9 protein-coding genes are annotated in these 26,030 nt (G+C 70.3%); 8 read left to right on the plus strand and 1 reads right to left on the minus strand.

Translation table 11 applies throughout. From position 1 onward, the window contains the following. Positions 1-60: 60 nt before the first annotated feature. Positions 61-1,338: an FG-GAP repeat domain-containing protein gene (locus IEZ09_RS28455; RefSeq protein ID WP_189256858.1), complete on the minus strand. Its 1,278-nt coding sequence runs from the start codon at positions 1,336-1,338 to the stop codon at positions 61-63. 98 nt (positions 1,339-1,436) lie between these two features. Here IEZ09_RS28455 and IEZ09_RS28460 point away from each other — a divergent pair, with 98 nt between their 5' ends. The 8 genes from IEZ09_RS28460 to IEZ09_RS28495 all read left to right on the plus strand — a co-directional run bounded on the left by IEZ09_RS28460 (position 1,437) and on the right by IEZ09_RS28495 (position 26,022). After that, positions 1,437-3,254: a hypothetical protein gene (locus tag IEZ09_RS28460; RefSeq protein WP_229813029.1), complete on the plus strand. Its 1,818-nt coding sequence runs from the start codon at positions 1,437-1,439 to the stop codon at positions 3,252-3,254. Between the two features lie 24 nt (positions 3,255-3,278). After that, positions 3,279-4,040, plus strand: coding sequence for an ESX secretion-associated protein EspG (locus IEZ09_RS28465; RefSeq protein ID WP_189256860.1), 762 nt, complete (start codon positions 3,279-3,281; stop codon positions 4,038-4,040). 364 nt (positions 4,041-4,404) lie between these two features. Then, complete coding sequence (locus tag IEZ09_RS28470) at positions 4,405-4,782, plus strand: hypothetical protein (protein WP_189256861.1); 378 nt, start codon at positions 4,405-4,407, stop codon at positions 4,780-4,782. A gap of 19 nt (positions 4,783-4,801) precedes the next feature. Continuing rightward, positions 4,802-6,364, plus strand: coding sequence for a PPE domain-containing protein (locus IEZ09_RS28475; protein WP_189256862.1), 1,563 nt, complete (start codon positions 4,802-4,804; stop codon positions 6,362-6,364). Continuing rightward, positions 6,361-7,119 carry an ESX secretion-associated protein EspG gene (locus IEZ09_RS28480; RefSeq protein ID WP_189256863.1) on the plus strand — a complete coding sequence of 253 codons (759 nt, stop codon included), beginning with the start codon at positions 6,361-6,363 and terminating at the stop codon, positions 7,117-7,119. The genes IEZ09_RS28475 and IEZ09_RS28480 overlap by 4 nt, the downstream gene beginning before the upstream one ends. A gap of 34 nt (positions 7,120-7,153) precedes the next feature. After that, positions 7,154-7,678: a YbaB/EbfC family nucleoid-associated protein gene (locus tag IEZ09_RS28485; RefSeq protein WP_189256864.1), complete on the plus strand. Its 525-nt coding sequence runs from the start codon at positions 7,154-7,156 to the stop codon at positions 7,676-7,678. Positions 7,679-7,688: 10 nt separating this feature from the next. Continuing rightward, positions 7,689-9,392 carry a hypothetical protein gene (locus tag IEZ09_RS28490; protein ID WP_189256865.1) on the plus strand — a complete coding sequence of 568 codons (1,704 nt, stop codon included), beginning with the start codon at positions 7,689-7,691 and terminating at the stop codon, positions 9,390-9,392. 55 nt (positions 9,393-9,447) lie between these two features. Then, positions 9,448-26,022: a glycosyltransferase gene (locus IEZ09_RS28495; RefSeq protein ID WP_189256866.1), complete on the plus strand. Its 16,575-nt coding sequence runs from the start codon at positions 9,448-9,450 to the stop codon at positions 26,020-26,022. Positions 26,023-26,030: the final 8 nt, after the last annotated feature.

A 26,030-nucleotide genomic window follows, 5' to 3' on the forward strand; every position in this document is an offset into this window, starting at 1 on the left:
CCTAACCTTGTGTCACAACAACCGAGACAAACCTGCGACAGATCACCCGAGACACGACATCTACCGGGCGGCGGCCCCCTTGCCCCCCTGGCCGCCCCCGAAGCCACCCGAGCCGTCGGCCACCGCGACGAACACGCCCTTGTCGCCGAAGCCCACGACGTCCGCGGCGCCGTCACCCGTGATGTCCGCCAGGACCCGCGGATGCCGGGCGACCGTCCACCCGCTCCCCGATCCGAAGTCCGCGTTCACCAGGCGGGCCGGGCCGAACGTGCCGTCACCGCGAGAGACAGCGGACATGACACCGGTGGAGCCGAAGCCCACGATGTCCGCGCGGCCGTCGTGCGTGACATCGCCGATCGACGGCGAGGGTTGCGACGACGTGCCGTAGCCGGTGCCGTTGTTGTAGCCGAAGTAACCGACACCCACGCCGAACGTGGTGAAGGTGCCGGCACCGGTCGCGCGGCCGGTGTAGGTGTTGGCGTCGCCGCCGAAGCGGACCGCGTCGGCGTAGCCGTCGCCGGTGATGTCCGCGACGGAGAAGATCGCGTTGGCGGACTGGTCCTCGGCGCTCGTCGACGTCTGCGAGGCGCCGTAGGTGCCGTCCGGGCGGGCGATCGCCGACATCGGCGCCAGGGCGGGGCGGTAGCGGACCGAGAGGATGTCCGGCCGCTTGTCCCCGCCGATGTTGGCGACCTTGAACTGGGCGAAGTCGAAGCGGTCCGCCGTGAACTCGGCGGTCGCGAGGTACGGCAGGGCGAAGCCGCCGTCACCCGTGGCCAGCGAGACGTCCACCCGTCCGTCGGAGAACGCGTAGAGGTCGGTGCGTCCGTCGAGGTTCGCGTCGCCCGGCTGCACGCTCAGCGGGCCCGGCCGTCCGTTGGAACCGAAGATCCCGGCGACGAACCGCATCGGGCCGAAGGACCCGTCCCCCTTGCCCACCGCGGTCCACACGCCGTCGGGCCCGGCCCCCACCAGGTCCGCGAAGCCGTCTCCGGTGATGTCCGCGGCCCAGCGCGGATGCTTGCCGACCCGCCAGCCGGAGTTGTAGCTGTAGCCCGCGAGTACGAACTTGGGCGGGGCGAAACCACCGCCTCCCAGTGCGATCGACGTCCACACGCCGTCGTCGCCGAACGCGACGATGTCCGCCTTGCCGTCGCGCGTGATGTCCACGAGCGTGCGGATGTGCCGGTCGGTTCGCCACCCCTGGTCGTAACCGAACGCCGCCAGCGCGTACTTCGCGGCCGGAACGGGCGCCGCGGCCGCCGGTGCCGCGGGCAGCAGGCCCGCGAGCACCACGGCGACGGCACCCAGCGCGCGTCTCCACGCATTGCGCCTCAAAGCATTGCCCCCTAAAGCAGATCCTGTTCGACGGTTCACGACCTGAGGCGTTCCACCCCGTTCCACGCCCGTTCCAGGCGTCTGCTTGGGTGTGCGGCGTGACGCCCGAGTCGTTGTTGGCAGCAGGCACCCGAGCGCTCGCGGAGAACGGGGACCTGCGCACCAGCCGGGAACGGTTCGCCGAGGCCTACGAGGCCGCCCAACGCACCGGTGACGTGCACACCCTCGTCGCGGCGGCACTGGGAGCCGGTGGTGTGTGGGTGCACGAGCACCGCACCGCCGCCGAGGCGGAACTCGTGCGGTCGCGGATCAGGCACGCCCTCACGCTGGTGGAACCGAAGTCCGACATCGCGTTGCGGTTGCGGTTGCGGCTGACCGCGGAAAGCGACTACCAGGCCAACGACCACGCGAACGTCCTGGAGCTGCTCGACGAGGCCCGGCAGGTCGTCGACCCGGTCGTCCGGGTGGAGGCGCTCAGCCTCGCGCACCACTGCGTCCTCGGGCCGGACCACGTGGAGCTGCGCAAGGAGCTCGCGACCGAGATGATCAGCGAGAGCCTGCGCAGCGGACGCAGGGGCGACCTGATGATGGCGTTGCTGTGGCAGGTGGTCGACCACTTCCTCGCCGCCGACCCGCACGCCGTGCGCCGGCTGACCGATCTGCGGGAAAGGCTCAAGCACGAGGACCACCTGGCCGTGCGGTTCGTGGTGAGCGCGGTCGAGGTGATGCTCGCGATCCGCGACGGCCGGTTCGCCGAGGCCGAGCAGCTGGCCGGGGCGAGCGCACAGCTCGGCGCCGAGGCAGGCGACGTGGACGCCACCGCCTGGTACGGCGCCCAGCTCTGTGCGATCCGCTGGTACCAGGGCCGCACGGCGGAGCTGTTCCCGTTGCTCGACCACCTGGTGCACTCGCCGACGCTGAGCACGGTCGACAACTCGTTCTTCAGCGCGCTCGCGGTCGCCGCCGCGTTGTCCGGCGACCGGCGCAAGGCCCAGGGCGCGCTCTCGACGCTGTGCCGCAACGGGCTCGAGTCGCTGCCCCTGTCCAGCACGTGGCTCGTCACGATGAGCGGGGTCGCGGATGCCGCGCACCTGCTCGGCGACGCCGACGTCGCCCGCGAGGTCTACGAGATCCTGCTGCCGTTCGCGCACCTGCCGTTGATGGCGAGCCTCGCCGTCACCTGCTTCGGCTCGGCGCACCACCCGCTCGGGCTGGCGGCGCTGACGTTCGGCGACGCCGGTCTGGCGCTGACGCACCTCAAATCCGCGGTGCGCGACAACCTCGCGCTCGGGCACTGGCCCGCGGTGCTGTCGTCCCGGCGGAAGTACGCCGAGGCGCTGGAACGGGCCGGTGAGGTCGAGGAAGCCCGCCGTCAGCTCGCGACGTGTGCGCGGGAGGCCGCGGAACTCGGTGTCGCCGCGCCTCCCGAAGCGGACCTGTCGGTGCGGCGCGAGGGCAGGAAGTGGCTCGTCCGGCTCGGCGGCAGGAGCGTCCTCGTCGACGGCGGGATCGGGATGGCGCACCTCGCGGTGCTCGCCGCCAACCCCGGCAGGGAGATCGACGCGGCGGAGCTCGTCGCGGGCACGAACGCGCTCACCGAGGACGTCACGGCGCAGGACCGGCTGGACCCGGAGGCGTTGCGGCAGTACCGGACCAGGCTCGCGGAGCTGCGCGGACGCGATCTCGGTGCCGCCGAGATCGCCGAGCGCGACTGGCTCGCCGGCGAGATCGCGGCGGCCACCGGTCTGGGCGGGCGGCCGCGGTCGTTCCCGGACTCCGGGGAACGCGCCCGGATAGCCGTGGGCAAGGCGATCCGGCGGGCGGTGACCGCGCTGGCGTCGGCCGACCCGGTGATCGGCGAGCACGTGCGCGGCCACGTCCGCACGGGCAGGCGGTGCAGCTACTCGCCGAACTGATCATCCATCCTCGATACTGCACCCGTGATCACGCCCGAGTACCTCCTGTCGCCGCGCGAGTTCGAAGTCCTGTGGCGGACGCTCCGGCTGGGCCGGATGCCCTACCCGCTCGACGTGCCGAGCGAGGGAGCGACCGAGCAGGAGCTCAGGACGGTGCAGGCCACCACACTCGCCGAGCTGCGTGCACGCGGGCTGGCCGACGACGAACGCCTCGGGGACCTGCTGCGGCTGCTCGACGACCACGAGGTGTCCGTGGACGCCGTGCTGGGCCTGGACCGGACGGTGCGGGCGCTGGCGGCCTCCAGCGGCGACCAGGCGGTGCTGGCGCTCATCGACGGTGACCGGGTGGGCCTCGCGGAGATCAGGCCGACCGGGCTCGCCCGTGAGATCGTGCGGGTCCTGCCGGAGGGCGAACCCGGCCCCGGCAACGCGATGTCCGTGCGGGCGGAGGTGTTGCAGCAGGCCGCCGCGCTCCAGGAGGCGGAGGACGACGAGGAGTTCGACGACCCGTGGGGTGCGGCCGACGAGGAGCTCGACGACTCCCAGGCGTTGCAGCGCGCCGGACTGTCCGCACAGGACGCGCGGCAGCTGGGCGAGCTGGCCGCCAACCGGGTCGCGGGCGGCCAGTTCGGCGTGACGCACGGACGTCAGCGCGCCGACGTCGTCATCAACTGGTTCGACACCCACCAGGGCCGTTACCTCGTGGTCAACTCGGACGGCTGGCTCAGCCTCTCCCCTGCGGACAACGACCGCATCGCCACCCGGATCGACACCGTGCTGGCGTGAAAACCCTTGCAGCGGCACAACATTCATCAAAGGCGAATGAAACACCCGATCGGGCGATCTCAGGCCGTTGCCTGAACGAGATCAAGAGAAGCCTAAGAATCCACCTGGGACGTGTGTGATTTGAGCCACATCAGACCCAGGTCAAGACCCGTTCCAGTGATGTGAACAAAGATCCGATGCCCGAACGGGCATCGAATCGAGAGCGCTCCCACAACCTGGGGAAACGATCTTTACGATCACCGCGGGTTCAGCCGGACGTGGCCCGTTTGGCTGCGCCGCAACGGATTGTGAACGCGGGTCTCAATTGGCGACCCGCGAGGGTGGAATGTGAGCCGTCCATCAACATCTACTTGATACTGCACGCATGTACATCGTCGGTGACAACGATGCCGTCGCGTTGCGCGACACCGTCAGCTCGGGTCAGGTGCAGATCGACCCGGCCGCGGGCGAGGAGCTCCGCAAGCAGTTCCAGGCGCAGATCGACCAGGTCGACTCGTGGATCGAACGCGCCAACAGCAGCATCGCCCGCCCCGCACCGCTGGGGGCGAACCCCGTCGGTGACGCCATGCGGGAGAAGTTCACCCACCGGGCCGAGGGTGAGCAGTACTCGTTCGTCAGCGTCATGACCGCGTACCGCACGGTGCTGGAGCAGACGAAGAACTCGATCGTCGCGGCGATCGAGAACTTCACGCGCCTCGACGAGGAAAAGCAGGCCGAACTCAAGAAGATCACGAACAGCTGACGCGAGAGGCGAGCCGGTCATGCCCCCCGAGACCGACCCGAGCGAGATCGAGAACAAGCCGGTCCTGACGGACCCCCAGAACTGGGCGTCACGCTCGCACCAAGAGCTCTACGCCGCCGTGCACAACAACAACGACCCCGGTCAGGCCGGCCAGATCAGCTCCGAGTGGGGCAAGTACGGCGCCGAGCTGACCGAGGCCGCCCGCACCATCAACGCGGTGATCACCGCGTCGGAGTCCAAGTGGACCGGTGCGGCCGCGGAGGCCGCCCGTGACGCGATGAAGAAGCTCGGGGACTGGGTCGACGAGACCGCCCGCACCGCCGTCGAGGTCGGCAACAAGGTCGCCGAGCAGGGCCGCGTGATGGAGAACGCGCGAGCGCAGATGCCGGCGCCGGTCCAGTTCGACTGGAACAAGGCCGCGGCCGCGCTCTCCCAGCCGGGCACACCCGCGTTCGTGCTCGCCGCCGCCGACATCGCGGTGGCCAACGCCGCGTCGCGCGCCGCGCACGAGCAGGCGGTCACCGTGATGACCGACATGGAGAACAACTCCCGGCAGATCGACACCTCGACGCCGACGTTCAAGCCGCCGTTCAACCCGAACACCGGCCAGGTCGAGCAGCCCGTGCTGGCGACGCAGCGCATGTCGGGCGCGCCCACGCTCAACGGCGCGGAAGCCCTCATGTCCACGCACGCGGCCGGTGGTGCCGGTGTGGCCGCTCCGCCCGCTCCCTCGGGTGGTGCGACGACCGGTGGCGCTCCGACCGGCGGTGGCGCCACCGCGCCTGCCCCGGCGGCCTACACGCCCTCGGCACCCGGTTACACCCCGCCGCCCAGCCCCGGTGGCGGAGGCGGCGGCTACACGCCGCAGATGCCGAACTACAACCCCGGCAACACGAACGTGGCCGCCGCGACCTACACGCCGACGGCGCCCGGCTACACGCCGCCGCCCAACCCCGGCACCACGTACACCAGCGGTGGCGGTGGTGGCAGCAACTACACGCCGCAGTTCCCGACCGGCACGCCGTACCCCGGCTCGGGTCCGGCCGGTGGCCAGCAGCGGCCGAACATCCCCAAGATCCCCGTGGTCGGCAAGGACATCCCGAACCCGAACTACACGCCGCAGAACCCCAACTCGCCCAAGGGAACGACGCCGATGGGCGGCATGCCCGGCGGTCCTGGCGGTGGTGGCGGCGGTGGTGCCTCGGCGGGCATGAAGCCGGGCGCGATGCCGAACTTCGGCGCTGCCGGTGGTGGCGCGGGCTTCGGCGGCGGTCCTGCCGGTGCTGGTGGCGCCGGTGGCGCGATGCAGCCGGGTGGCACGGCGGGTGTGCAGGGTCAGGCCCGTCCTGGCGTGCCGATGGGCATGGCCGGTCCCGGTGCGGCCACGGCGGCCGGTGCCGGCATGGCCGGTGCGCCGATGGGTGGCGCCCCGGCTGCCGGTGGCAAGGGCGACGAGGACAAGGAACACCGTTCCGCCAGCTACATCATGGGCGGCGACCTGTTCGAGGTCCCCGGTGAGAACCTGCCGCCGTCGGTGATCGGTGGCGCGAAGCCCAAGAAGAAGGGCCCCGACGCGTCGTGATCACCCCCGAGTTCCTGCTCTCGCCCCGCGAGTTCGACGTCCTGTGGCACGAGCTGCGGCTCGGCAGGATGCCCTACCCGCTGGACGTGCCGAGCGAGGGCGACACCGAGCAGGACCGCCGCGTGCTGCGCGAGAAGACGCTCGATGAGCTGCGGCAGCGCGGTCTGGCGGACAACCAGCGGCTGGAGGACTACCTGCGGCTGCTCGACGACCACGACGTGTCCGTGGACGCGGTCGCGGGTCTCGACCGGACGGTGCGGGCGCTGGCCGCCTCCAACGGCGACCGGGCCGTGCTGGCGGTCATCGACGACGACCGGATCGGGCTGCTCGCGATCCGGGAGACCGGTCTGGCCCGCGAGATCGTGCGGGTGCTGCCCGACGGCGAGCCCGGCCCAGGCACGGCGGTGAACGTGCGGGTCGAGTCGTTGCGGGAGGCCGTCGCGCTCCAGGAGTCCGACGAGGACGACTCCGACGACCCGTGGGGCGCGGCCGACGACGAGCTGGACGACCGGGCCGCGCTGCAGCGGGCCGGTCTGTCCCCTCAGGACGCGAAGCAGTTCGGTGAGCTCGCGGCGAACCGCGTCGCGGCCGGCCAGTTCGGTGTCACCCGCGGCCGGCAGCGCTCGGGTGTCGTGATCAACTGGTTCGACACGCACCAGGGCCGCTACCTGATGGTCAACTCGGACGGCTGGCTGAGCCTCTCGCCGACCGACAACGACCGCATCGCCACCCGAATCGACGCAGTGCTCGCCTGAGAGCTCTGTTGAACCGCCGCCGCCGGAGGACCGTGTGAATCCCGCGAACCCCACCCAGTGGGTCGAAGAGTACGAGGCCAAGCTGGCCGACCTGAAGAAGAAGTCGGAGGACCTGCAGGAGAACTTCGCCGCGTCCACCGCGACCGTGACGTCGAAGGACGGCGCGGTGACGGTGACCGTGGGTCCCAACGGCGGCCTGCAGAACCTCGTTCTCGGGCACCGCGCGGTCGAGCTGGGCGCGCCCCGGCTCACCGCGCTGATCCTCGAAACCGCGCGGCACGCCCAGAAGCAGGCGGCGGAGAAGGTCCTCGAGATCTTCAAGCCGCTCGGCGAGGGCACCGAGGCGTACCAGATGGTCTCCGACTCGATCCCCGCCGACGAGGAGGAGATCGAGGAGACCGACGCCTACGACATCGACGACGAGCCGGAGCCCGTGCCGGCCCCGGCTTCGGCTTCGGCTTCGGCTTCGGTGAGCCGGGCGGCCGCCCCGCAGCCGCCACCCGTCCGCGGACGCCGCCCCGTGGACGACGACGAAGACGACGACAACCAGCCCTGGTGAGGAAACAGCGATGACCGCTCCTGAAACCCCGCTCCCGTCTCCTCCCGGGATGAAGATCACCGAGGAGAACAAGCTCAAGGGCTCGTTGTTCATCGAGGCCTACGGCAGCCTGATCGACGGCATCGGCAAGGACGCGGAGTCCGAGACCGAGAAGGCCCTGGACATCACGTTCAACGCCATCGGTGCCGCGTCGGCCACGGTGATGCTCGCGATCGACCCGCTGGGCAGCCTGATCGGCGCCGGTGTCGGCTGGCTGATCGAGCACGTGTCGTTCCTGCGCGACGCCCTGAACCAGGTGATGGGCAACCCGGAGGAGATCCAGGCCAACGTCGAGGCCACCAAGGCGCGCGCGGCCGAGCTGCGGGTGCTCGCGGAGGACCACAAGAAGGGGCTCGCGACGTTCGACGGCTGGTCCGGCACGTCGTCGGAGCGCTTCAAGGCGTCGATGGACGGCATGGCGCAGGAGCTCGACGAGCTCGCCAGCGCCGTCGAGACCAAGGCCAAGATCGTCGCGATCATGGGCATGCTGGTCACCGTCCTGCGCGACATCGTCCGCGACCTGATCGCCCAGCTGATCGGTTCGCTGATCGGCGGCGCGCTGATCGCGGCGGCCACGATGATCCCGACGTTCGGCGCCTCGATCCCGGCCTTCATCGGCTTCGCGGTCGGCAAGGCGGTCGCGCTGGGCACGAACATCGCGTCCCGCATCGCCCGCGTCGTCGCCGCCCTCGGGCGGCAGATGAAGCGGATCGGCGACCTCGACGACATCATGGCCAAGATCAGCAAGGGCTGGGAGCGGTTCGAGAACTCCGCCGACGTCGCCGAGATCTCCTACGAGGGCTGGAAGGCCTCGAAGGACGTCGACAAGAAGATCGACGAGGCGGTGGCGAACAACTCCGGTGGTGGTGGTGGTGGGACGGCCACGGCTACCGCGCCCAACGCTGTCGCCAACGCTCGGGTGGGCACCGTTCAGGCGGACTCCACGCCGACGATGCACGCCCTGTCGCGGACGCAGGCGGACTCGGCCGTGGCGGGCGCGCCGGTGCACGCGGTGCTGGCAGACCGCACCGTCGCGGCCCAGCCGATGCACACAGTGCAGGCAGACCACACCATCGCGGCCCAGCCAATGCACGCGTTGCAACCCATGCAGCTGGCAGACCGCACCGTCGCCGCCGAGCCGATGCACGCGGTGCAGGCAGACCGCACCGTCGCGGCCGAGCCGTTCCAGGCCGCTCACCGGGCCGAAGCGGTGCAACCGACGCACTTCCAGGCGGCACACCGGGTGGAGGCCGTTCAGCCCATGCACGCGGCGGATCGTCTGGTCGCAGCCGAACCGATGCACGAGGCGGTCGCCAGGACGGCGTCGGACTCCACCGTGGCGTCCGGTGTCTCGATGACCGCGGCAACGCCGGTCCACGAGGCCGTCCTGCCGATGCAGGCGCAGGAGCTGTACAGCGTCGTCGAGCCCACCCCGGAGCCGATGCAGCAGGCCTACCAGCCGATGGCGCCGACCCCGTTCGAGGTGCCAGAGGCGGACCGCGAGAACCACAACCCGCTCCAGGCCCGCACGGCCTACGCGAGCTTCGAGGCACCTGTCGAAGCCGCGGAACCGGCCGCCGCCTACGAGACGACCGCCCAGTCCGGCGGTGCCCCGGTGCAGCCGCTCCGCCAGACCGTGGCTCACGAGAGGTCCGTCAGGCCGTCGGAGCAGTAGTCCCCGGCCGGGATCCCGCCAACCCCGCTTTGTTCTAACTGGAGAAAAGCCGCTCATGGCCAAGGGGAACGTCAATCCCACACCGTCGCCGTCGCCGAACCCGAATCCGGCGCCGAACCCGACGCCGTCCCCCTCACCCACGGGTACCGGCGGAGGCAACGTCCCCACCGGCAACAGCGGCTTCTCCATGAGCGATTCCTCGATGCAGAACCTGCAGAGCAAGGCGGGGGACCTGGGATCCCGGCTGGCGAGCATTTCCAGCGGCCTGCGCGGCCTGAACTTCAGCGGCAACGCCCTGGGCCCCATCGGCCTGTTCGCCGTGCCGGCGCTCAACGCGTCCAACGACCACGCCGTCTCCCAGGCCGACAGGGGCGCCAAGGCGTTCACCGACGTCCAGGCCAACCTCAAGGCCACCCACCAGACGGCCATCCAGACCGATCAGGGCCAGCAGAAGTCCTTCAACTCGTTCGACACCTCCACGACGGCCAAGCCACCACCCGGCAACAACGTCACCACCCCCGGCAACAACGCGGGTGCGGGCCCCAAGGCGTCCGGCCCCGGCACCATCACCGGCGGCGGCGTCAACACCGCGGGCAACAACGTCCAGGGCGGCCCCAAGGTCTCCCAGGGCCCGAACATCAAGGGCGGCACCGGCCCGGTCACCGCCGGCGCCAAGGGTCCCGGCGGCCCGTCCGTCAGCACGACCCCGAACATCAAGGGCGGCACCGGTCCCGTTTCCACCGGTGGTGCCAAAGGTCCTGGTGGTCCGGCCGTCGGCACCACTCCGACCATCAAGGGCGGCACCGGGCCGGTCACCACCGGCGGTGCCAAAGGCCCCGGCGGTCCCTCCGTCGGCACCGCGCCGAACATCAAGGGCGGCATGGGACCTGTCGGCGGTGGCGTGAACACGCCCGGCGGCGGCCCTTCGGTCGGCCTCGCTCCCAACATCAAGGGCGGAGCCGGACCGGTTTCCACCGGCGGCGCCAAAGGCCCCGGCGGCACCCCCGTCGGCACCACGCCGAACATCAAGGGCGGTGCGGGACCGGTCGGCGTGGGCGGTGCCAAGGGTCCAGGTGGCGCCGGTGTGGTGACGCCTCCGGTGATCGGCGGCACGCCCGGTGGTCCGGGTTCCGCGAAGCCCGGCAGCGCACCAGGTGGCAAGGGCGCCGGGATCCCTGGCCCCAAGCCCGGCGTGACGCCTCCAGGCCCGCAAAGCGCCGTGACCTCACCGTCAACCGGCACCTCGCGCGGCACGACCCCACCTCCCATCGGCGCTCCGGGCATGGCCCCACCGATGGGCGGCACCGGCCCTCAGGGCGGCGACAGGGGCGGCAGCAAGCTCGGCACGGGTGGCGGCAAGGGCCTGTTCGACGCGCCCAAGCCGGCCACGCCCGACAGCACCATCACCAAAGCCCCGCCGAACTCGGCGTCCACTCCCCCACCCGCCCCGAAGCCGGGCAGCCCGGCGTCGCCCGGTTCACCCGGCACCCCGAACGCGGGCTCGCCGAAGCCGGGCGTCCCCGGCACGCCGACCCCGTCGACCCCAGGTCCGCAGAGCGCCGTGACGACGCCTCCGCAGAGCGCAGGCAAGGCGGGCACCACCCCTGGCACGACACCTCCGGCAGCGGCCGCCCCAGCCGCCCCGCCGATGGCACCGGGCGGCGCCAACCCGGCAGCCGCGACGACCGAACGCGGCGGCAGCAAGTTCGGCGGCCCGAGCGCGGGCAAGGGCGTGTTCGACGCCCCCAAGCCCTCCACCCCGGACAACACCATCACCAGGGCCCCTGGCACCTCACCGTCCACCCCGCCACCGGCCCCGAAGCCAACCCCGCTGACCCCGCCGAGCTCGAACGCGAACACCGCCCCGCCCGTACAGTCACGCCCGGCTCCGGCCGCACCGCCGGCCAACGTTCCCCCGGCGAACATCCCGGCGCCCAAGGCCGACACCGCACCACCGGTGCAGTCCCGGCCCGCACCGCCGGTGAACACCCCGGCCCCGAAGACCGACACGGCACCGCCCGTCCAGTCGCGGCCCGCACCGCCGGTGAACGCACCGAGCACGCCCTCGGTCAACACACCCGCCCCGAACACCGGCGTTCCACCGGCCAACGCGCCTTCACCGAGGCCCGAGACCACCGCCCCGGCACCCAGGCCGGAGACCAACGTTTCCCCGGCCGCCACACCCTCGCCGAACCCGAACGTCAACGCCCCATCCCCCAAGCCGGACGTCAACGTTCCTCCGGCCGGCGTGCCGTCGCCGAAGCCGGACACGAACGCGCCCTCGGCCAACACGCCGAAGCCGGACACCAGCGTTCCTCCGGTCAACACCCCCAAACCGGACACCAACACCCCGCCGGTCCAGACAAAGCCCACCCCGGACACGAACACGCCGCCCGCACAAACGCGTCCGGCTCCGGCCGCCAACGTCCCACCGGTCAACACCCCGTCTCCGAACACGCCCGGCACGAACACTCCGAACCCCAACACCCCAGGCCCCAACACCCCGCCGGTCAACACACCGGGCGCCAACACGCCACCGGTCAACACGCCGACCACCGCGCCAGGCCCCGACGTCCCGCCCAGCACGCCAAAACCGGGCGACCCGTCCGTGCAGTCCCGGCCCGCCCCCGGCGCGCAGACGAACGTCCCCCCGGCGGCCACCAACACCACCCCCACCGCGGCACCCGACCTCGTCGTCGCCCCACCCCTCGTCACCCCGGCCCCGAACCCCGGCCAGAACACCACCCCGAACGTGGTCCCCAGGCAGCACCCGGCTGCCGCCAACTACCAGGCGCAGCCACGTCCCGACGGCGGCAAGGGCAAGAAGCGGGCCGCGATCAAGAAGTACCTGGGCATCAACTTCATCAAGGGCCTGTTCGCCAAGAGCACCCCACCGCCGGCACCGACACCAGCACCGGCACCGAACGCCGCCCCACCCAGCCCCTGGGTCAACCTGTTCAAGGGCGAGACCAAGGCCGGCAACATCGACGTCGAAGCCGTCAAGGCCGAGATCGACGCCGCGGTCGCCAACGGCAAGCCCGCCAACGCGCGCATCCTCATCAACCGGCTGCAAGGGACCGAGGCGGGCGCGGCCCTCCAGAAGCAGTACGACGACGCCGTCAAGGCCAAGGGCGACGAGGGCAAGGTCGAGGTTCCCAAGGAGCTGCACTTCGCCTGGTTCGGCAAGACGCCGTCGCCGGACTCGGTCAACAGCATGGTCGAGTGGGCCGCGCAGACCAACGAGAACAACGGCTGGAAGGCCACGCTGTGGACTGACGGGTCGAGTGCGAACTGGGATCCCGAGGTCAAGCAGAGGCTGGCAGACGCCGGCGTCGAGATCAGGTCCGATGTGGACTCGCTGGTCGACGAGCTGTCGAACAAGGTCCCGCCGACCGACAGCAACACGACGCTCAAGGACGTCTACAGCGCCGCACAGGATCCGCGCGCCGAGGCGTACAACCTCGCGTCGGACATCGCGCGGTACGCGGTGCTGGCCAAGAACGGTGGCGTGTACGTCGACGTCGACATCAAGCCGGGGTCGGTGTCGCTGAACGACATCGGCGACATGAAGATGCACCCGACCGACGTGCCGGTGATCGGGCCGCGGCTGCGGGACGCGCAGAGCATGCGCAACGCCCTCGGTGACCAGAACGCGCAGCTCACCCCGGAGAACGTCCAGAGGGCCGCTGACGAGAGGTACCGGGAAGGCGAGCTCGGCAACGCGTTCATCGTGACACCGCCGGACGGGGCGCTGATCACCAAGTTCGCCGAGATCATCCCGCAGAAGTTCGACACGCTCGTCGACCGCGTGGTGCCGAAGGACGTTCCGGACCGGAAGAACGCACCCGAGCTCCTCGGCAAGCTCAAGGAGCAGGCTCCGGACGTGTCCGGGCCCAACGCGCTCGCCGACAACGGACTTGCGCCGCAGATCGGGCTGATCGGCCAGGTCGCGATGGACCCCGGCGGGCTGAACCTCGGTTTCAACCCCGGGTACATGCCGAGCGACGTGCCGGCGATCCGGAAGACCGACTTCGCGTCGATGTTCGACCCCGACCTCAAGAACAAGTGGTCCGGGCTCGAGTGGGTCACGCCGGAGAGCGAGAGCCAGCTCGACAGGGAGGCCGACAGCCGTCCCGCGCCGAGCAAGGACACGCCGACCACCGTCCGCAGCGGTGGCGCCCCGCCGCCGATGACCCCGCCGACCCCGGAATCCCACCAGGGCAAGGACGTCATCACCGACGAGTCGTGGCGGCACGACCCCGCGAAGACCGCGGACTGGTTCGCCCCCAAGGACCCCGCCGACCGCAGCACCTGGGCCGACCGCCGCAACGACACGAACGTCCGCACCGTCGACGTCGTCGTGCACGACGTGCGCACCGACAGCACGCCGTCGAACATCAAGTCCTACCAGGGCCTCATCAACTACGACCTGCGCCGCATCGAGACGACCCCCGGCAACTTCGTGCAGGAGTACACCGTCAAGGTGCACGTCGACCCTGCCGCGAACGTCGACCCGAAGGTCGTCGAGCAGGTCAAGGCCAACGCCACCAACGGCGTCAACACCTTGCTGAACCAGGGTTTCCGGCTGCCCAGCGGTGACCAGTTCCACCTCAACCTCGAGTTCACCGAGAACGCGGCGGACGCCCACACCACCATCAAGGTCGACCCGGACAACCCCAACGTCGACCAGACGCACTGGAACCCGAACACCAGCCCCGAGGTGCTGGCGCACGAGACGCTGCACTACCTCGGCATCCCGGACGAGTACAAGGACTCGAGCCGCGTCTTCCAGCAGCACGACACGAACTCCGGCGTCCACCAGAACGACGGCGGCCTGATGGGCACGGACGTCCACGGCCCCGACCCGGGTCTGCGGCCGCGGCACCTGTGGCTGATCGAGCGCACCGCCAACAGCCAGGTGATGGTGCCGGACACCAGGATCGATGCGCCCGGCCCGGCAACCGTGCCACCGCCTGCCCCGAGCACGCCACCCGGCACCACGCCGGACGCCGACTCGCGGCCCATGCCGCCGAAGCACCAGCGCGACTGGGACAGCGACAACGACAGCGACGCCGAGCCGAGCTCCGAACCGCCTGCCAAGCGGCAGCCCGGTCCCGGCACGTGGAACGACCCCGGTTCCTCGATGGATGTCGACACACAGCCAGACGGCGACGTCGACATGGAACCGCAGAACGACAGCCAGGTCGAGGACCTCACGGCCCACTTCGAGACGCTGTCGCTGGGCGACGTGAACTTCCAGTACAACCAGGCGTTCGCGAACCTGGCGAACGGCGAGATCGACCTGCCGACCAAGGACAACTACCTCGCCAAGCTCAAGGAGAGCGTCGAGGAGAACAAGCAGCCGTCGTTCGTGATCAACATGATCGTCGGCCACAACCAGCTGGGCGACATCAACTCCGTCATCGACGCCATCACCAAGGACGCCGGTGACATCAAGGAGAACATGGTGTTCGTCGTCGGCGTGAACGGCCGCGAGGGCTCGAACGCCGACATGCCCGCCAACATCGCGCAAGCCAACGAGAACGTCGCGAACCGCAGAGAGCCGATCGCGATCGTGCCGTTGTCGACGGTGAAGGCCAACGAGGACTTCCCGTTCGGCCGGATGCGCAACGAGACGATGAACAGCTCCGCCACGAAGTTCGCGGTCGGCGCGCTGAACGGCAAGGGCACCCACCCGTATCTGTCCATTCAGGACTTCGACTCGGGTTCGCGCCAGGTCCCGTCGGGCAAGGACGTCTTCAACCACTTCACCGAGACGCTGAACTCGCCGGACGCAGGCCCGATCCGGCCGCTCATGCACGCGGGTGGTTACCGCGTCGGCGACCCCGACGCGCTGATCAACGACATCCAGAAGCGGATCGACAAGGAGCAGCAGGCTCTCGACGAGGACACCTCGCTCGACCAGAAGAAGCGGGACGAGCAGCAGCGTCAGCTGGACCTGGCGCGCGACCACATCAGGGACAAAGAGGGCTTCGTCCAGAAGTTCCAGCAGGCGATGAACGACGACATGGACGCGCGGGTCCGGCAGGCGGACTCGGCGCCGCTGTTGCCGTACTCCCCCGAGCCCAACCTGTTCATCGACGCGAACGTCCCGCTGGTCGACCCCTCGGTGAAGTTCAGCGACGGCGAGGCCGAGTTCAACGGCCTCGGCAAGTCCATGAACTCCTTCGCGGGCAAGGAACTGGTCGAGATCCACACGAACCAGCTGCCGAAGCCGGAGCTCAACGCGGACCTGAAGGCGACCAAGGCCCAGCTGGAGGCCGACATCGCGGCCCAGGGCGGCAAGGCGAGCCCCAGCCAGGCCAAGACGCTCGCCGGGATCAACGCCGAGATCAGGGCGAACGAGAACGTCGCGCGGAACAGCCCCGAGTTCACGGCCGCGGTCACCGACGTCGCCGTCCAGTCCGGCATCGACGTCGACCTGCAGACCAACCGCAACCCGTACCGCGGCGAGAACTTCTCCACCGACTTCGTCAACGGCGCGGTGGGCACCGACCTGTCCCGCATCGCGCTCGGGTTCGCGAAGTCCGACGGCAAGTCGTGGCCGCAGTCGCACGTCGCGCTCAACACGGTGCCGAACCGGACCTACGGCGGCGACACCCCGAAGGCGGCGAAGGCGGCCAAGGCCGAGACGTCGGCCGCGGACATCCGCAACGAGTTCCAGGACAAGAAACCCAAGGGCGGCAAGCCCAATCCCGGCAACAAGCCGCACACCCAGCGCGAAGCCCAGCAGCTGATCGAGCACAGGTACGAACCCGATTCCACCACCGGCAAGCACACGCTCACCGAGACCAAGGGTGGCTGGAACCCCTCCAAGGTCGACTCGCTCAAGCTCGGCTGGGAGGACAAGAACACCCTCAACCAGGCGATCTCCGCACCCGTCCCGGGCCACGGGCACATGGGTGTCGACCCGCAGATCGACCCCACCACCAACTACCCGCCGCCGCGCGAAGTGCCGGACGTGGACCCGGAGACCGGCAAGGCCCCCAAGCTGCCGCCGCGGACCGAGGCCGAGCTCGGCCACATCGACCCGACGGCCAAGCAGCAGAAGATGGCGACAGTGCTGAACATGGCGCTGTCGGACAACAACAGCAACGTCACCCGCACGTTCGGCACGCTCGAGCACGCCATCGCACCGCTCGCCGGCGACCCGCGCCCGGACGGCGTGTTCAACGCCGTGCACGACGCGCTGGCGGCCGAGTCGGGCGGCAAGAAGCCGAAGGGCAAGGGCAAGGCGGTCCCGCCGCCCAAGGACCTGCGCACGAACACGATCCGGCAGGGCTCGATCGCGTCGTCCGGCATCACCACGCAGATCGCGAACTTCCGCCAGGAGCACGGCCTGCAGAACGGCCACCTGGTCAACGCGCTGATCGAGCCGCGCCCGACGCAGCCGACCCCGATCCCGCCGAAGTTCAAGAGCGACAGCAACTACAACCACCCGGTCGACAACACGAACACGCCGGGCACCGAGCTGACGCCGGACCAGCGCGACGCGCAGAACAGGGCCGACGCGGACGAGAAGGCCGCCGAGAACGCCAAGGCGGCCAAGGCGGAAGAGCTCGCGGTCAAGCTGATCGCCACCGAGCTCAACCGGCCGATCGTCGTCCACGGCCCGGACGGCACCAGCACGCGGGTCGAGCCGTTCTACGAGCTCCAGCCCGAGGTCAAGGACCACTCCACGGAGACGGACAAGAAGAAGGCCGCGAAGTGGAAGGCGCCGAAGTTCGGGCCTGAGCTGCACATCGACCGGAACCCGAACCCGAACGGCAAGTCGACCTACTCCCCGCACACCCCGGCGAACGATCCGGGCCCGTCGACCAGGGGCGCCCCGCCCGCACCCGAACCCGAGGTGCAGACGCGTCCGGCACCGCCACCACCGGCGCCGACGCCGAACCCCGTCATCCCGATGATCACGCTGACCCCGCCCGAGGTCGGCCAGGTCATGCCGGGAACGCGGAACCTGCCGGCCTTCTTCCAGGACAACAAGGCACTCGGCACGATCGCGGCGACCGACGTGCGCGGGGCCGACCAGGTCACCGGCGCGATCCCGAACCTCAAGCCCGCCGACGCCGCTCGCATCCAACAGGCGCTGACCGGCAACTTCGAGTCGTTCCTCGACAACGGTCGCAACTTCCAGGTCAAGATCGGCAACACCTGGTACGAGGCGAACGTCCGCGCCACCATGCAGGCGTCGCCAACACCGTCCACTGTGGACGCGCCGAACGTCAAGGTCGACGCGGTCGCGCAGTCGGGCAACTCCTCCACGACCACGCACACCGTCGCGACGGCCAACGACATCGGCGCCTCGGCGACGGCCGGTGTCGCCATGGGCCCGTACGGCTCGCTGGGCGGCAAGGCGCAGTTCGCCACGCCCGCGCAGTCGCAGAGCACGTCGAACTCCCTCACCGACCAGCGCGCCATCCGGGCGGGCGAGGGCTCGACGCAGGCCACCGTGCAGGTGTCGTACGACATCACGCTGACCGACGCCAGCGGCAACGTCCAGAACCTCGACCCGGTGACCACGGGCACGGACGTCACGCTGCAGATCCCCAACGACCTCGCGACGATCACCAGCTCCGGCAACACGTCCGCCGCGGTCACGCCGCCAGACGCGCAGTGGGGCGCGAAGATCGAGCACCCCGCTCCCGAGGCGGTGTCGGTCGACAACCAGCAGAAGGCGTTCTCCGACGTCGCGGCGAAGCTGCACCCGTCGATCACGAAGGTCGGCGCTCCCGGACGTGAGGCGCTGCAGAACTTCCTGAGCCCCACCACGATCCGCAACAACCTCGGCTCGATGCTCGGCGGCGCCTACGTCACGTCGCCGAACCTGATCAGCCCGCACGCCAGTAAGGGCGCGGCGGTGCAGATGACGGCCACGCTGAAGACCGCGGAGCTCGTCGGCACGCACGGCAGCTCGGTGCTGCGCCTGCACGACACCGCCTCCCACAGCAGTGGGGTGTCCTCGACGACGAAGTCCGGCGGTGACGTCACCGCCGGGTTCGGCGGCAACATCGGCATTCCCAACGCGGTCGGCGGCCAGGTCGGCGCCACGCTCGGCTACTCGGCACGCGTCGCGGAGAACGTGAACGCGGGCACGAACGTCAGCCACAAGAGCGGTATCCAGATCAAGGGCGACACCGGTCTGTACAAGGTGACGGCCGAGGTCGAGGTCCGCACGCCGAGCGGCGAGAACGTCAAGGTCCCCGTCACCACGTACCTGAGGGTCGGCCTGCCGGAGGCGGGCGCGCTCGGCCTGCCGACGCCGGACGGCACGCGCAACTCCACTGTGGACCCGAACACCGCGGGCACCAAGTTCGCTCCGCCGTACCTGGCGGACGCGATCGCCGCTGGCAACGCGAAGGTCGGCGAGTTCACCCCGGCCGCGCAGGTGCAGAACCAGGTCGAGTCCGCGCTGCACGGCCTGCCCGGCTTCGAGAAGTTCCTGCCGAACTGGAACGACCCGAACGCGAACCCGCGCAGCAGCAAGGGCAAGAGCTTCGCCGACGTGGCCGAGCAGATCGAGAACCAGCGCAAGCTGACCTCGCAGCTCTCGCCCGCCGCGCTGAAGACCAACATGGACAGCCTGATGGGCCCCGGCGTCCAGGTGCAGCTCAAGAACAGCGGCAAGACCACCAACACCTACGTCAACGTCACGGTCAAGGCGAAGCTGACCAACCCGCGGCACCTCGGCCAGGCCGACGCGCGCAACGTCCGTGACGCGTCGTCGACCGGCCCGAAGCTCGACGCCTCCACGACGACCACCAAGGGCTGGAGCGGTGGGGTCGAGGGCAAGGTGACGATCCCGGCCAAGACGGACGTCGCCTCGCTGACGCCGACGCCGCAGTTCGGCGTGAAGTACAACCACGCGTGGTCGGACAAGACCGCGGCCGGTCCGACCGTCAACAGCACCTCGCTCAACGTGGGCAGCCCGAACGCCCAGGTGTTCCAGCACGACGTCGAGTTCGAGGTCGAGATCACCACGTTCACCCGGCCCCGCGCGTGGGTGCGGCGGATCGTGCCGGGCGCGCCGGGTTTCCACTCGCCGGAGCAGAACGTCGTGGCGAGCACCGGCAACGGGCTCGACAAGATCGACGGCAAGGTCAACCTGTGGGTGTCGGACAGCTCCACGCTCGACAACGACCCCGGTGACGGGTTCAAGCCCGGCGACCCGGAGACGCGCAAGCTCAAGGACGCGCCGACGGTCAAGGAGCTCCTGAGCTCGAAGCCCAAGGAGAAGTCGCCGGACTTCCTGCACGTGGAAGCCGTCGCGAACACGACGGCGCTGCGCGACCAGGCCATCGACGCGCTCAACCGCGCGGCGGGCGGCGACTCGGCGCTGACCGTGCCGGGCACCGCGTCGCGGGCGCAGATCGACAAGATGTTCTCCCCGGAGAACATCAAGGCGAACCTGCGCAAGCTGACCGAGACCGGCATGCAGGAGCAGGGCCTCAAGTACGACCGGCGGGTCACCGACCGCACCGGCGCGATCGGCGTGTCGTTCCAGCTGAACAACCCCAAGATCGTGTCCATTTCGGACAACACCGGCACCGAGAACGCGCACACCGGTGGCTACAAGGCCGGTGAGTCGTCGTCGACGAGCAGGTCGGTCGACCTCACCGGCGGCATCAACGTGCCGATCAAGCCGAACCCGGCCGCGCCGGCCACGCAGACCAGCGGTTCCGGTGGCGTCGCGGTGGCCGGCAAGGTCACGCCGTGGTCGGACTCCAAGTCGTCGTCCAACGAGATCGGCGGCAGCGTCGACCGCAACTTCGTGACGCCGTCGGGCGGCCGCACCGTGCTGGTGCAGCTCGACGCGGACGTCACCGTCGTCGGCGAGAGCCGCGCGGCGAACTTCCTGGCCGGCAGCACGCCGCGGGCCGAGGGCGCGACGGTCACGCTGCCCAACTCGGTGTTCGTGCGGGTGACCGAGGACGTGGCGCGGGACATGGGTCTGCTGCCCGACGTGCAGCCGAACGTGCCCAAGCCCGAGTTCCCGAAGATGGCACCGCCGGCGACGGTGAACAAGGGCGAGCCCGGCTCGCTCGGTCTGTCCACTGTGGAGAGCGTGCCGGACCTGTCGGACGTGGTCACCAAGCTGACCGCGGACGTCAACGCCAAGACCGCCAAGCGGTTCGGCGACCCGCTGGTGCCGGACTCGGTGCTCAGGGACTCGATGAGCACCCTGCAGCGCCTGGTCGACTTCAGCTCACCGGCCAGCGTCAAGGCGATGATCGACAGCGCGATGGACGGCGGTGTGCCGCTGTTGGTGCACCAGCCCGGCACGTTCGGCAAGGACTCGTTCCAGGTCACGTTGCGGGCCAAGGCGGAGACGCCGCAGTTCCAGGAGGTCGTCAACGACGGCGTCGAGATGGAGTCGACGCTGGCGGGATCGCAGAAGGTCAGCGACAGCCAGGGCCGCGGCACCGGCTGGGGCCTCGGCGTGAAGGCACCTGGCCTCGCGGCTCCGGGCAGCGCGAACCCGAACGTCTCCGGCACCGCGGGCGCGGTCGCGGCGGCGAACATCGGGCAGTCGAAGAGCAGCTCGGTCACCACCTCGACGACCGACCAGTTCAGCAACTACCGCGGCGCCAGCGGACCGGCGGCGCGCTACACCGTGCCCGTCGAGTTCGAGCTCGTCGTGGAAAAGGGCAACAAGGTCGTCGCGAAGGCCGGCAGCGGCGTGCAGGAGATGGTCGTCCGGCTGCACGCGGACAACCAGAAGGTCGCGGCCCACGCCCAGCCGCAGCCGTACTGGAGCGAGGTCCACACCCGCACCGCGGACCAGGGCGCACCGCAGGTCGCTTCCGAGTGGCAGAAGGACGGAAGCCCGGGCACGCTGCCGCCGAGCGCGTCGGTGGAGACCCTGCGCGGCGCCCAGGACCTGCGCAACGCGGCCGTCCAGGCACTCACCGACGCGGGCGCGGGCAAGGGCCTCACCGGCAAGGGCACCGGCTCGTTGAACGCGCTGCTGGCGACGTTGAGCTCGGAGAACCTGCAGCCGCACCTGCCTGGCATGCTGTCCGGCCCGCTGGACGTGCCGGGCCTGCACGAGGCGGCGCTGACGTTCGGCAAGGACGCGGACGTCAAGGTGTACGCGAAGCTCGTCGACCCGAAGCTCGGCTCGCTGAGCGACGGCGTGGCGCTGGAGAACCCGAAGTCGCAGGTCAGCTCGACCAGCGGCGAGGCGAAGATCTCCGAGACCGGTGACGTCTCGGTCGGTCTCGCGACCGGTGGCGCGGCGATCAAGCAGAACACGGACCCGAAGGACAACGTCAGCGTCGGCGTGAGCGGCGTCGAGCTGCGCCACGCGGGCGAGGACTCCTCCGCGCTCTCCGGCGGCCCGGCCGACAACAAGACCAGCAACCTCAAACCGAAGGACAGGACCGGTCTCGTCCAGTTCGGCGTCGAGTACCGCGTGGTCGCCACGATCGGCGGCAAGACGGCCGTCGTGGACCTGTCCGTGCCCAACTCGGCCTCGGTCCGCATGCAGGCGGCGGACGCGGAAACCGTGCTGGGCCACGGCTTCGACCAGGAGCTGACGGACGCGCAGACCGAGGTGAAGAAGGCCGCCGACGACTGGCGCAAGGCCGAGGTCGAGGTCGACGCCAAGCGGCACGAGGCGCAGCAGGTGATCAACGAGGTCGCCGCGAAGCTCGCCAGGAACGACTCGGACCTCACCAAGGTCCAGATCGAGTACAACGCGGCCATCGAGAAGCACCTCGACGAGCAGGCCAAGGTGCCACCGCTGGAGGCCAGGGCCGAGACCGCGCGCCGCGAGGTCGCCCGCACCCGTGACGCGATCGCGGACCTGACCCCGCGGGTGAGCACCCTCAGCCTCGAAGTGCTGGGCGCGCAGTCCCAAGTGGACGACGCCCAGGCCGACGTCGACGCCAAGGCGCAGACCGTGCGGTCGCTGGAGAACCAGTTGACCCGCACGCCGGACGCTCCGGGTCTGGCGCAGCAGGTCGAGGACGCCCGCCAGGCGCACGCCGACGCCGAGACCGCGCTGCAGACCGCACAGCAGGAGGCGGACGCGGCGCAGACGGCGTTGGACCAGGCCCAGCGGCAGCTCGACGAGGCGCGCGCGGAGCTGGACGTCCAACGCCGGGAAGCCGCCGCCCGCCGTGCGGAACTCACCGCGCAGGAGCAGGTCGTCGCACAGGCGGACGCGGTCCGCACCGAGGCGGAGACCAGGTACGAGCAGACCGTCGCCGACCAGGCCGCGGACCGCGCGGCGCAGGAGAACCGCGTCAGGCAGGCGGAGACCGAGCTGAACGACGCCCGCCGGGCCGCGGATGCCAAGCAGCAGGCGTGGTGGGACGCGAAGGCCGTGGTCGACACTAAGATCGCCGACTTCAACAAGGCCGCTTCGCCTGGGCCGGACCTGAACAAGGACCTTCCGGCCCCTCCGCCGCCGCCCAAGCCCGGGCCTGACACGTCCAAGTTGCTGCCGCCGGTGCCGGGCGACCGGGACAGCTTCGAGGCGGGGTCGAGCCGGGGTGTGCGGACGCCGGCATCGCCGCCTCCCGCGGCTCCGGAGACGAGTTCCGGCCGGGGCGTGCAGACGCGTGCCGCGAGCAGTTCCGCGGCTCCGGAGACGAACTCCAGCCGCGACGTGCAGACGCGTCCGGCACCCCCGCCACCCGCGAGCAGCTCCAGGGTTCACGAGACGGCCCCGGACACGACCTCCACCCGAGACGTGCAGACGCGTCCGGGACCGCCACCACCCACGACCACCTCCACGGTCGAGGAGACGGCCCCGGAAGCCGCTCCGCCCGACGCCGATGCCGTGGTGACGCTCGACGACGACATCGCCCGGTCGGCTCCTCCAGCGGACGCGCGGACGAGCCCGTTGCACAGCACGGAGACCAGTGCGCCGTGGTTCGACCCGCAGCACCCGGTGTCGTCGCAGGCCATCGCGGACGCGCGCGCCACCACCCCGGCGTCGAGCTGGGTGCGTGGTGAGGACGCCGGTGTCCTCAACACCACGACGGTCGGGCCGCATGGCATCACCATGCAGGCGTGGCGCGGGCCGATCGCTTACGACACCCGCGTGCTGGACGTCGACGGTGTGCCGGTGCGGGACTTCACGGTCCGGCTGCACCTGGACAACCCGGACCCCGGTGTGCGGGAACGCACCCTCGCGGGCGTCGAGGAGATGTTCAACCAGGGGTACCGGCTGCCCAGCGGTGAGCAGTTCCACGTCACCGTCGAGTTCACCGACAACCCGGACGACGCGCACGCGACGATCAAGGTCACGAACGATCCCGGCGGCAGGGCCAACCAGCTCACCTGGCCCGCCTCCACGGATCAGCGGAGGCTCGCGCACGAGGTCGGGCACTTCCTCGGTCTGCGCGACGAGTACCTCGAGACCGGCGCCGTGAAGCCGATCTTCCAGCACCAGGACGGCAAGGGGCACATCGTCAACGACAACTCCCCCATGACCGCCGGCATCGACAAGGCGGACGCGATGCTCAAGCCGCGTCACCTCCGGCTCGTCGAGGAGCGGATGAAGGCGCTGCAGTCGCACAACGAGCCGCAGCCGAGCACGGCGAGCACGGATCTCCCGGCACCGAACATGCCCAAGCGCGATCGTCCGGACACAGTGGACGTCGATGACGTGGGTGACCCGGTCAAGCGCCGCCGCGAGGACGACCACGGCGTGCACAACACGGCGTTCGCGAACCTCGCCAACGGGCAGCAGCTCACGCCGATCACGGCGGAGAACTACCTGCAGCGCACCAAGGACGGCATCGCGAACAACGAGCCGCCCGCGTTCGTCGTGAGCATGATCGTCCGGGCGAGTGAGCTGAACCAGCTCGACGACGTCATCAACGGTGTCATGGCCAACGCCGGCGACATGAACGGCCGCGTGGCGTTCGTGCTCGGCGTGAACGCGTCGTCGCAGCAGGAGATCGACAACGCGCTGGCGGCCGCGGCACCGGTGGTCAACGCTCGCACGGAGCCGATCGCTCTGGTGGGCGTGCCGCACGGGCCGAAGGGCTTCAAGTTCGGCGAGACCCGCAACAGCACGTTGCACAGCAACGCGCACGAGTTCGCGGTGACCGCGCTGGCCGCCAACGGCAAGCACCCGTACGTGTCCATCATGGACTTCGACGCGGGTGATCGCCGCACGCGCGAGGGCCGGCACGTCTTCGACCACGTCACGCAGCTCATGACCGCCGAGGATGTCGGTCCCGCCGACGGGCCCGACATCCCGGCGCCGTTGCGGCCGTTGATGATCGGTGGCGGTTACCGCGTCGCCGTCCCGCCGCAGCAGCTGCGGACCGACGTCCTGGCGCGCATCGACGGTGACGCGAAGACGACGGAGGAGCAGAAGCAGGTCTACCGGGCGAAGCTGAACGAGGCGGACTTCGTCGACCGGTTCGTGCACCTGATCGACGCGGACATGCACGCCCGCCGCAACCAGCAGGGCATCCACCCGCTGCTGCCGTACACGCCGGAACCCAACCTGTTCTTCGACGCACTGGTGCCGCTCGCGGACCCGTCGGTGAAGTTCGGCGAGGGCGCGGCGGAGTTCGGGCAGCTCGGCCAGTCGCTCAACAAGGTCTACGCGAAGGAACTGGCGGCGCTGCACACCCCGGCCGACCCTGAGCTGCTGGAGGACGCCACCGAGCAGGTCGCGGTGGACGCGCAGAACAACCGGCACCCGGTGCGCGGGCAGGCGTTCACGACCGACTTCGTGGCGGGCGACACCGGCACCGACCTGTCCAGGATCGCGTACGGCCTGATCAAGGACGGCAAGCTGCCGCAGTCGCACACCGCGCTGCCGAACGTGAGCGAGCGGTTCTTCGACGGCAAGTCCGCCAAGCAGGGCACCAAGTTCGCCGACGAACGCGAGCGGCTCTCGACCGGCGAGCACCGGATCACCGAGCCGTTCCGCCCGCCCGCCGACGGGCAGACCACGAGCACGTGGAACCCGCCCAGGAAGATGGAGACGCAGCTCGGCGCGCCGGCGAAGAACCGGATGAACGCGGCGGTGTCCGCGCCGATGCCCGCACCGTTCGCTCAGCAGCAGGCCGGTATCCAGAAGGACCAGAAGGTCGTCGCTGCGCACGGGCTGGTGGCGTCCGACCACGTCAACCACACGCTGCGGCAGCTGCGGCACCTCAACGAGGACGTCCTGCGCCGGCAGACCCCGCCGCCGACGACCGACAACGGCCTCTACGCCGCTGTCGCCGCGGTGAAGCAGGTCCACCCGGCGGCGCTGCGCCTGCAGGTGACGGAGCTGGCCGCGACCAACCCCGCGGTGGCCAGGGCCGTGGCCGACTCCACCGTCAGCAGGCCGATGCACACCGGCCACCTGTACGGCGCTCTGGTCGAGAACATCAACTGGAACATGCAGCCGGACCCGAACGAGAACAACGGCGCCGGCAACGCCCGTGACCTGGTCGGACACCTCATCGCCACGCAGCAGGGAGTGAACGTGCGGATCCACCAGCCGGGCGGCAACCCCGTCGTGCTGCGGCCGATGGGTCTGACGACCGAGGAGACCGTCGAGATCGAGATGGTGATGAACGGCCGTCAGGTCACCTACCGGCCCTATCGTGGACCTCAGGGGCTACACCAGGACGAACCGATGCTTTAGCGTGGCCC

The organism is Lentzea flava (genome assembly GCF_014648475.1).
GTDB lineage: Bacteria > Actinomycetota > Actinomycetes > Mycobacteriales > Pseudonocardiaceae > Lentzea > Lentzea flava.

What these genes read in the sequence shown, in the direction of transcription:
- IEZ09_RS28475 (WP_189256862.1), top strand. Translation starts at nt 4,802, where the DNA reads ATGCCCCCCGAGACCGACCCGAGCGAGATCGAGAACAAGCCGGTCCTG.
- IEZ09_RS28470 (WP_189256861.1), top strand. Translation starts at nt 4,405, where the DNA reads ATGTACATCGTCGGTGACAACGATGCCGTCGCGTTGCGCGACACCGTC.
- IEZ09_RS28495 (WP_189256866.1), top strand. Translation starts at nt 9,448, where the DNA reads ATGGCCAAGGGGAACGTCAATCCCACACCGTCGCCGTCGCCGAACCCG.
- IEZ09_RS28490 (WP_189256865.1), top strand. Translation starts at nt 7,689, where the DNA reads ATGACCGCTCCTGAAACCCCGCTCCCGTCTCCTCCCGGGATGAAGATC.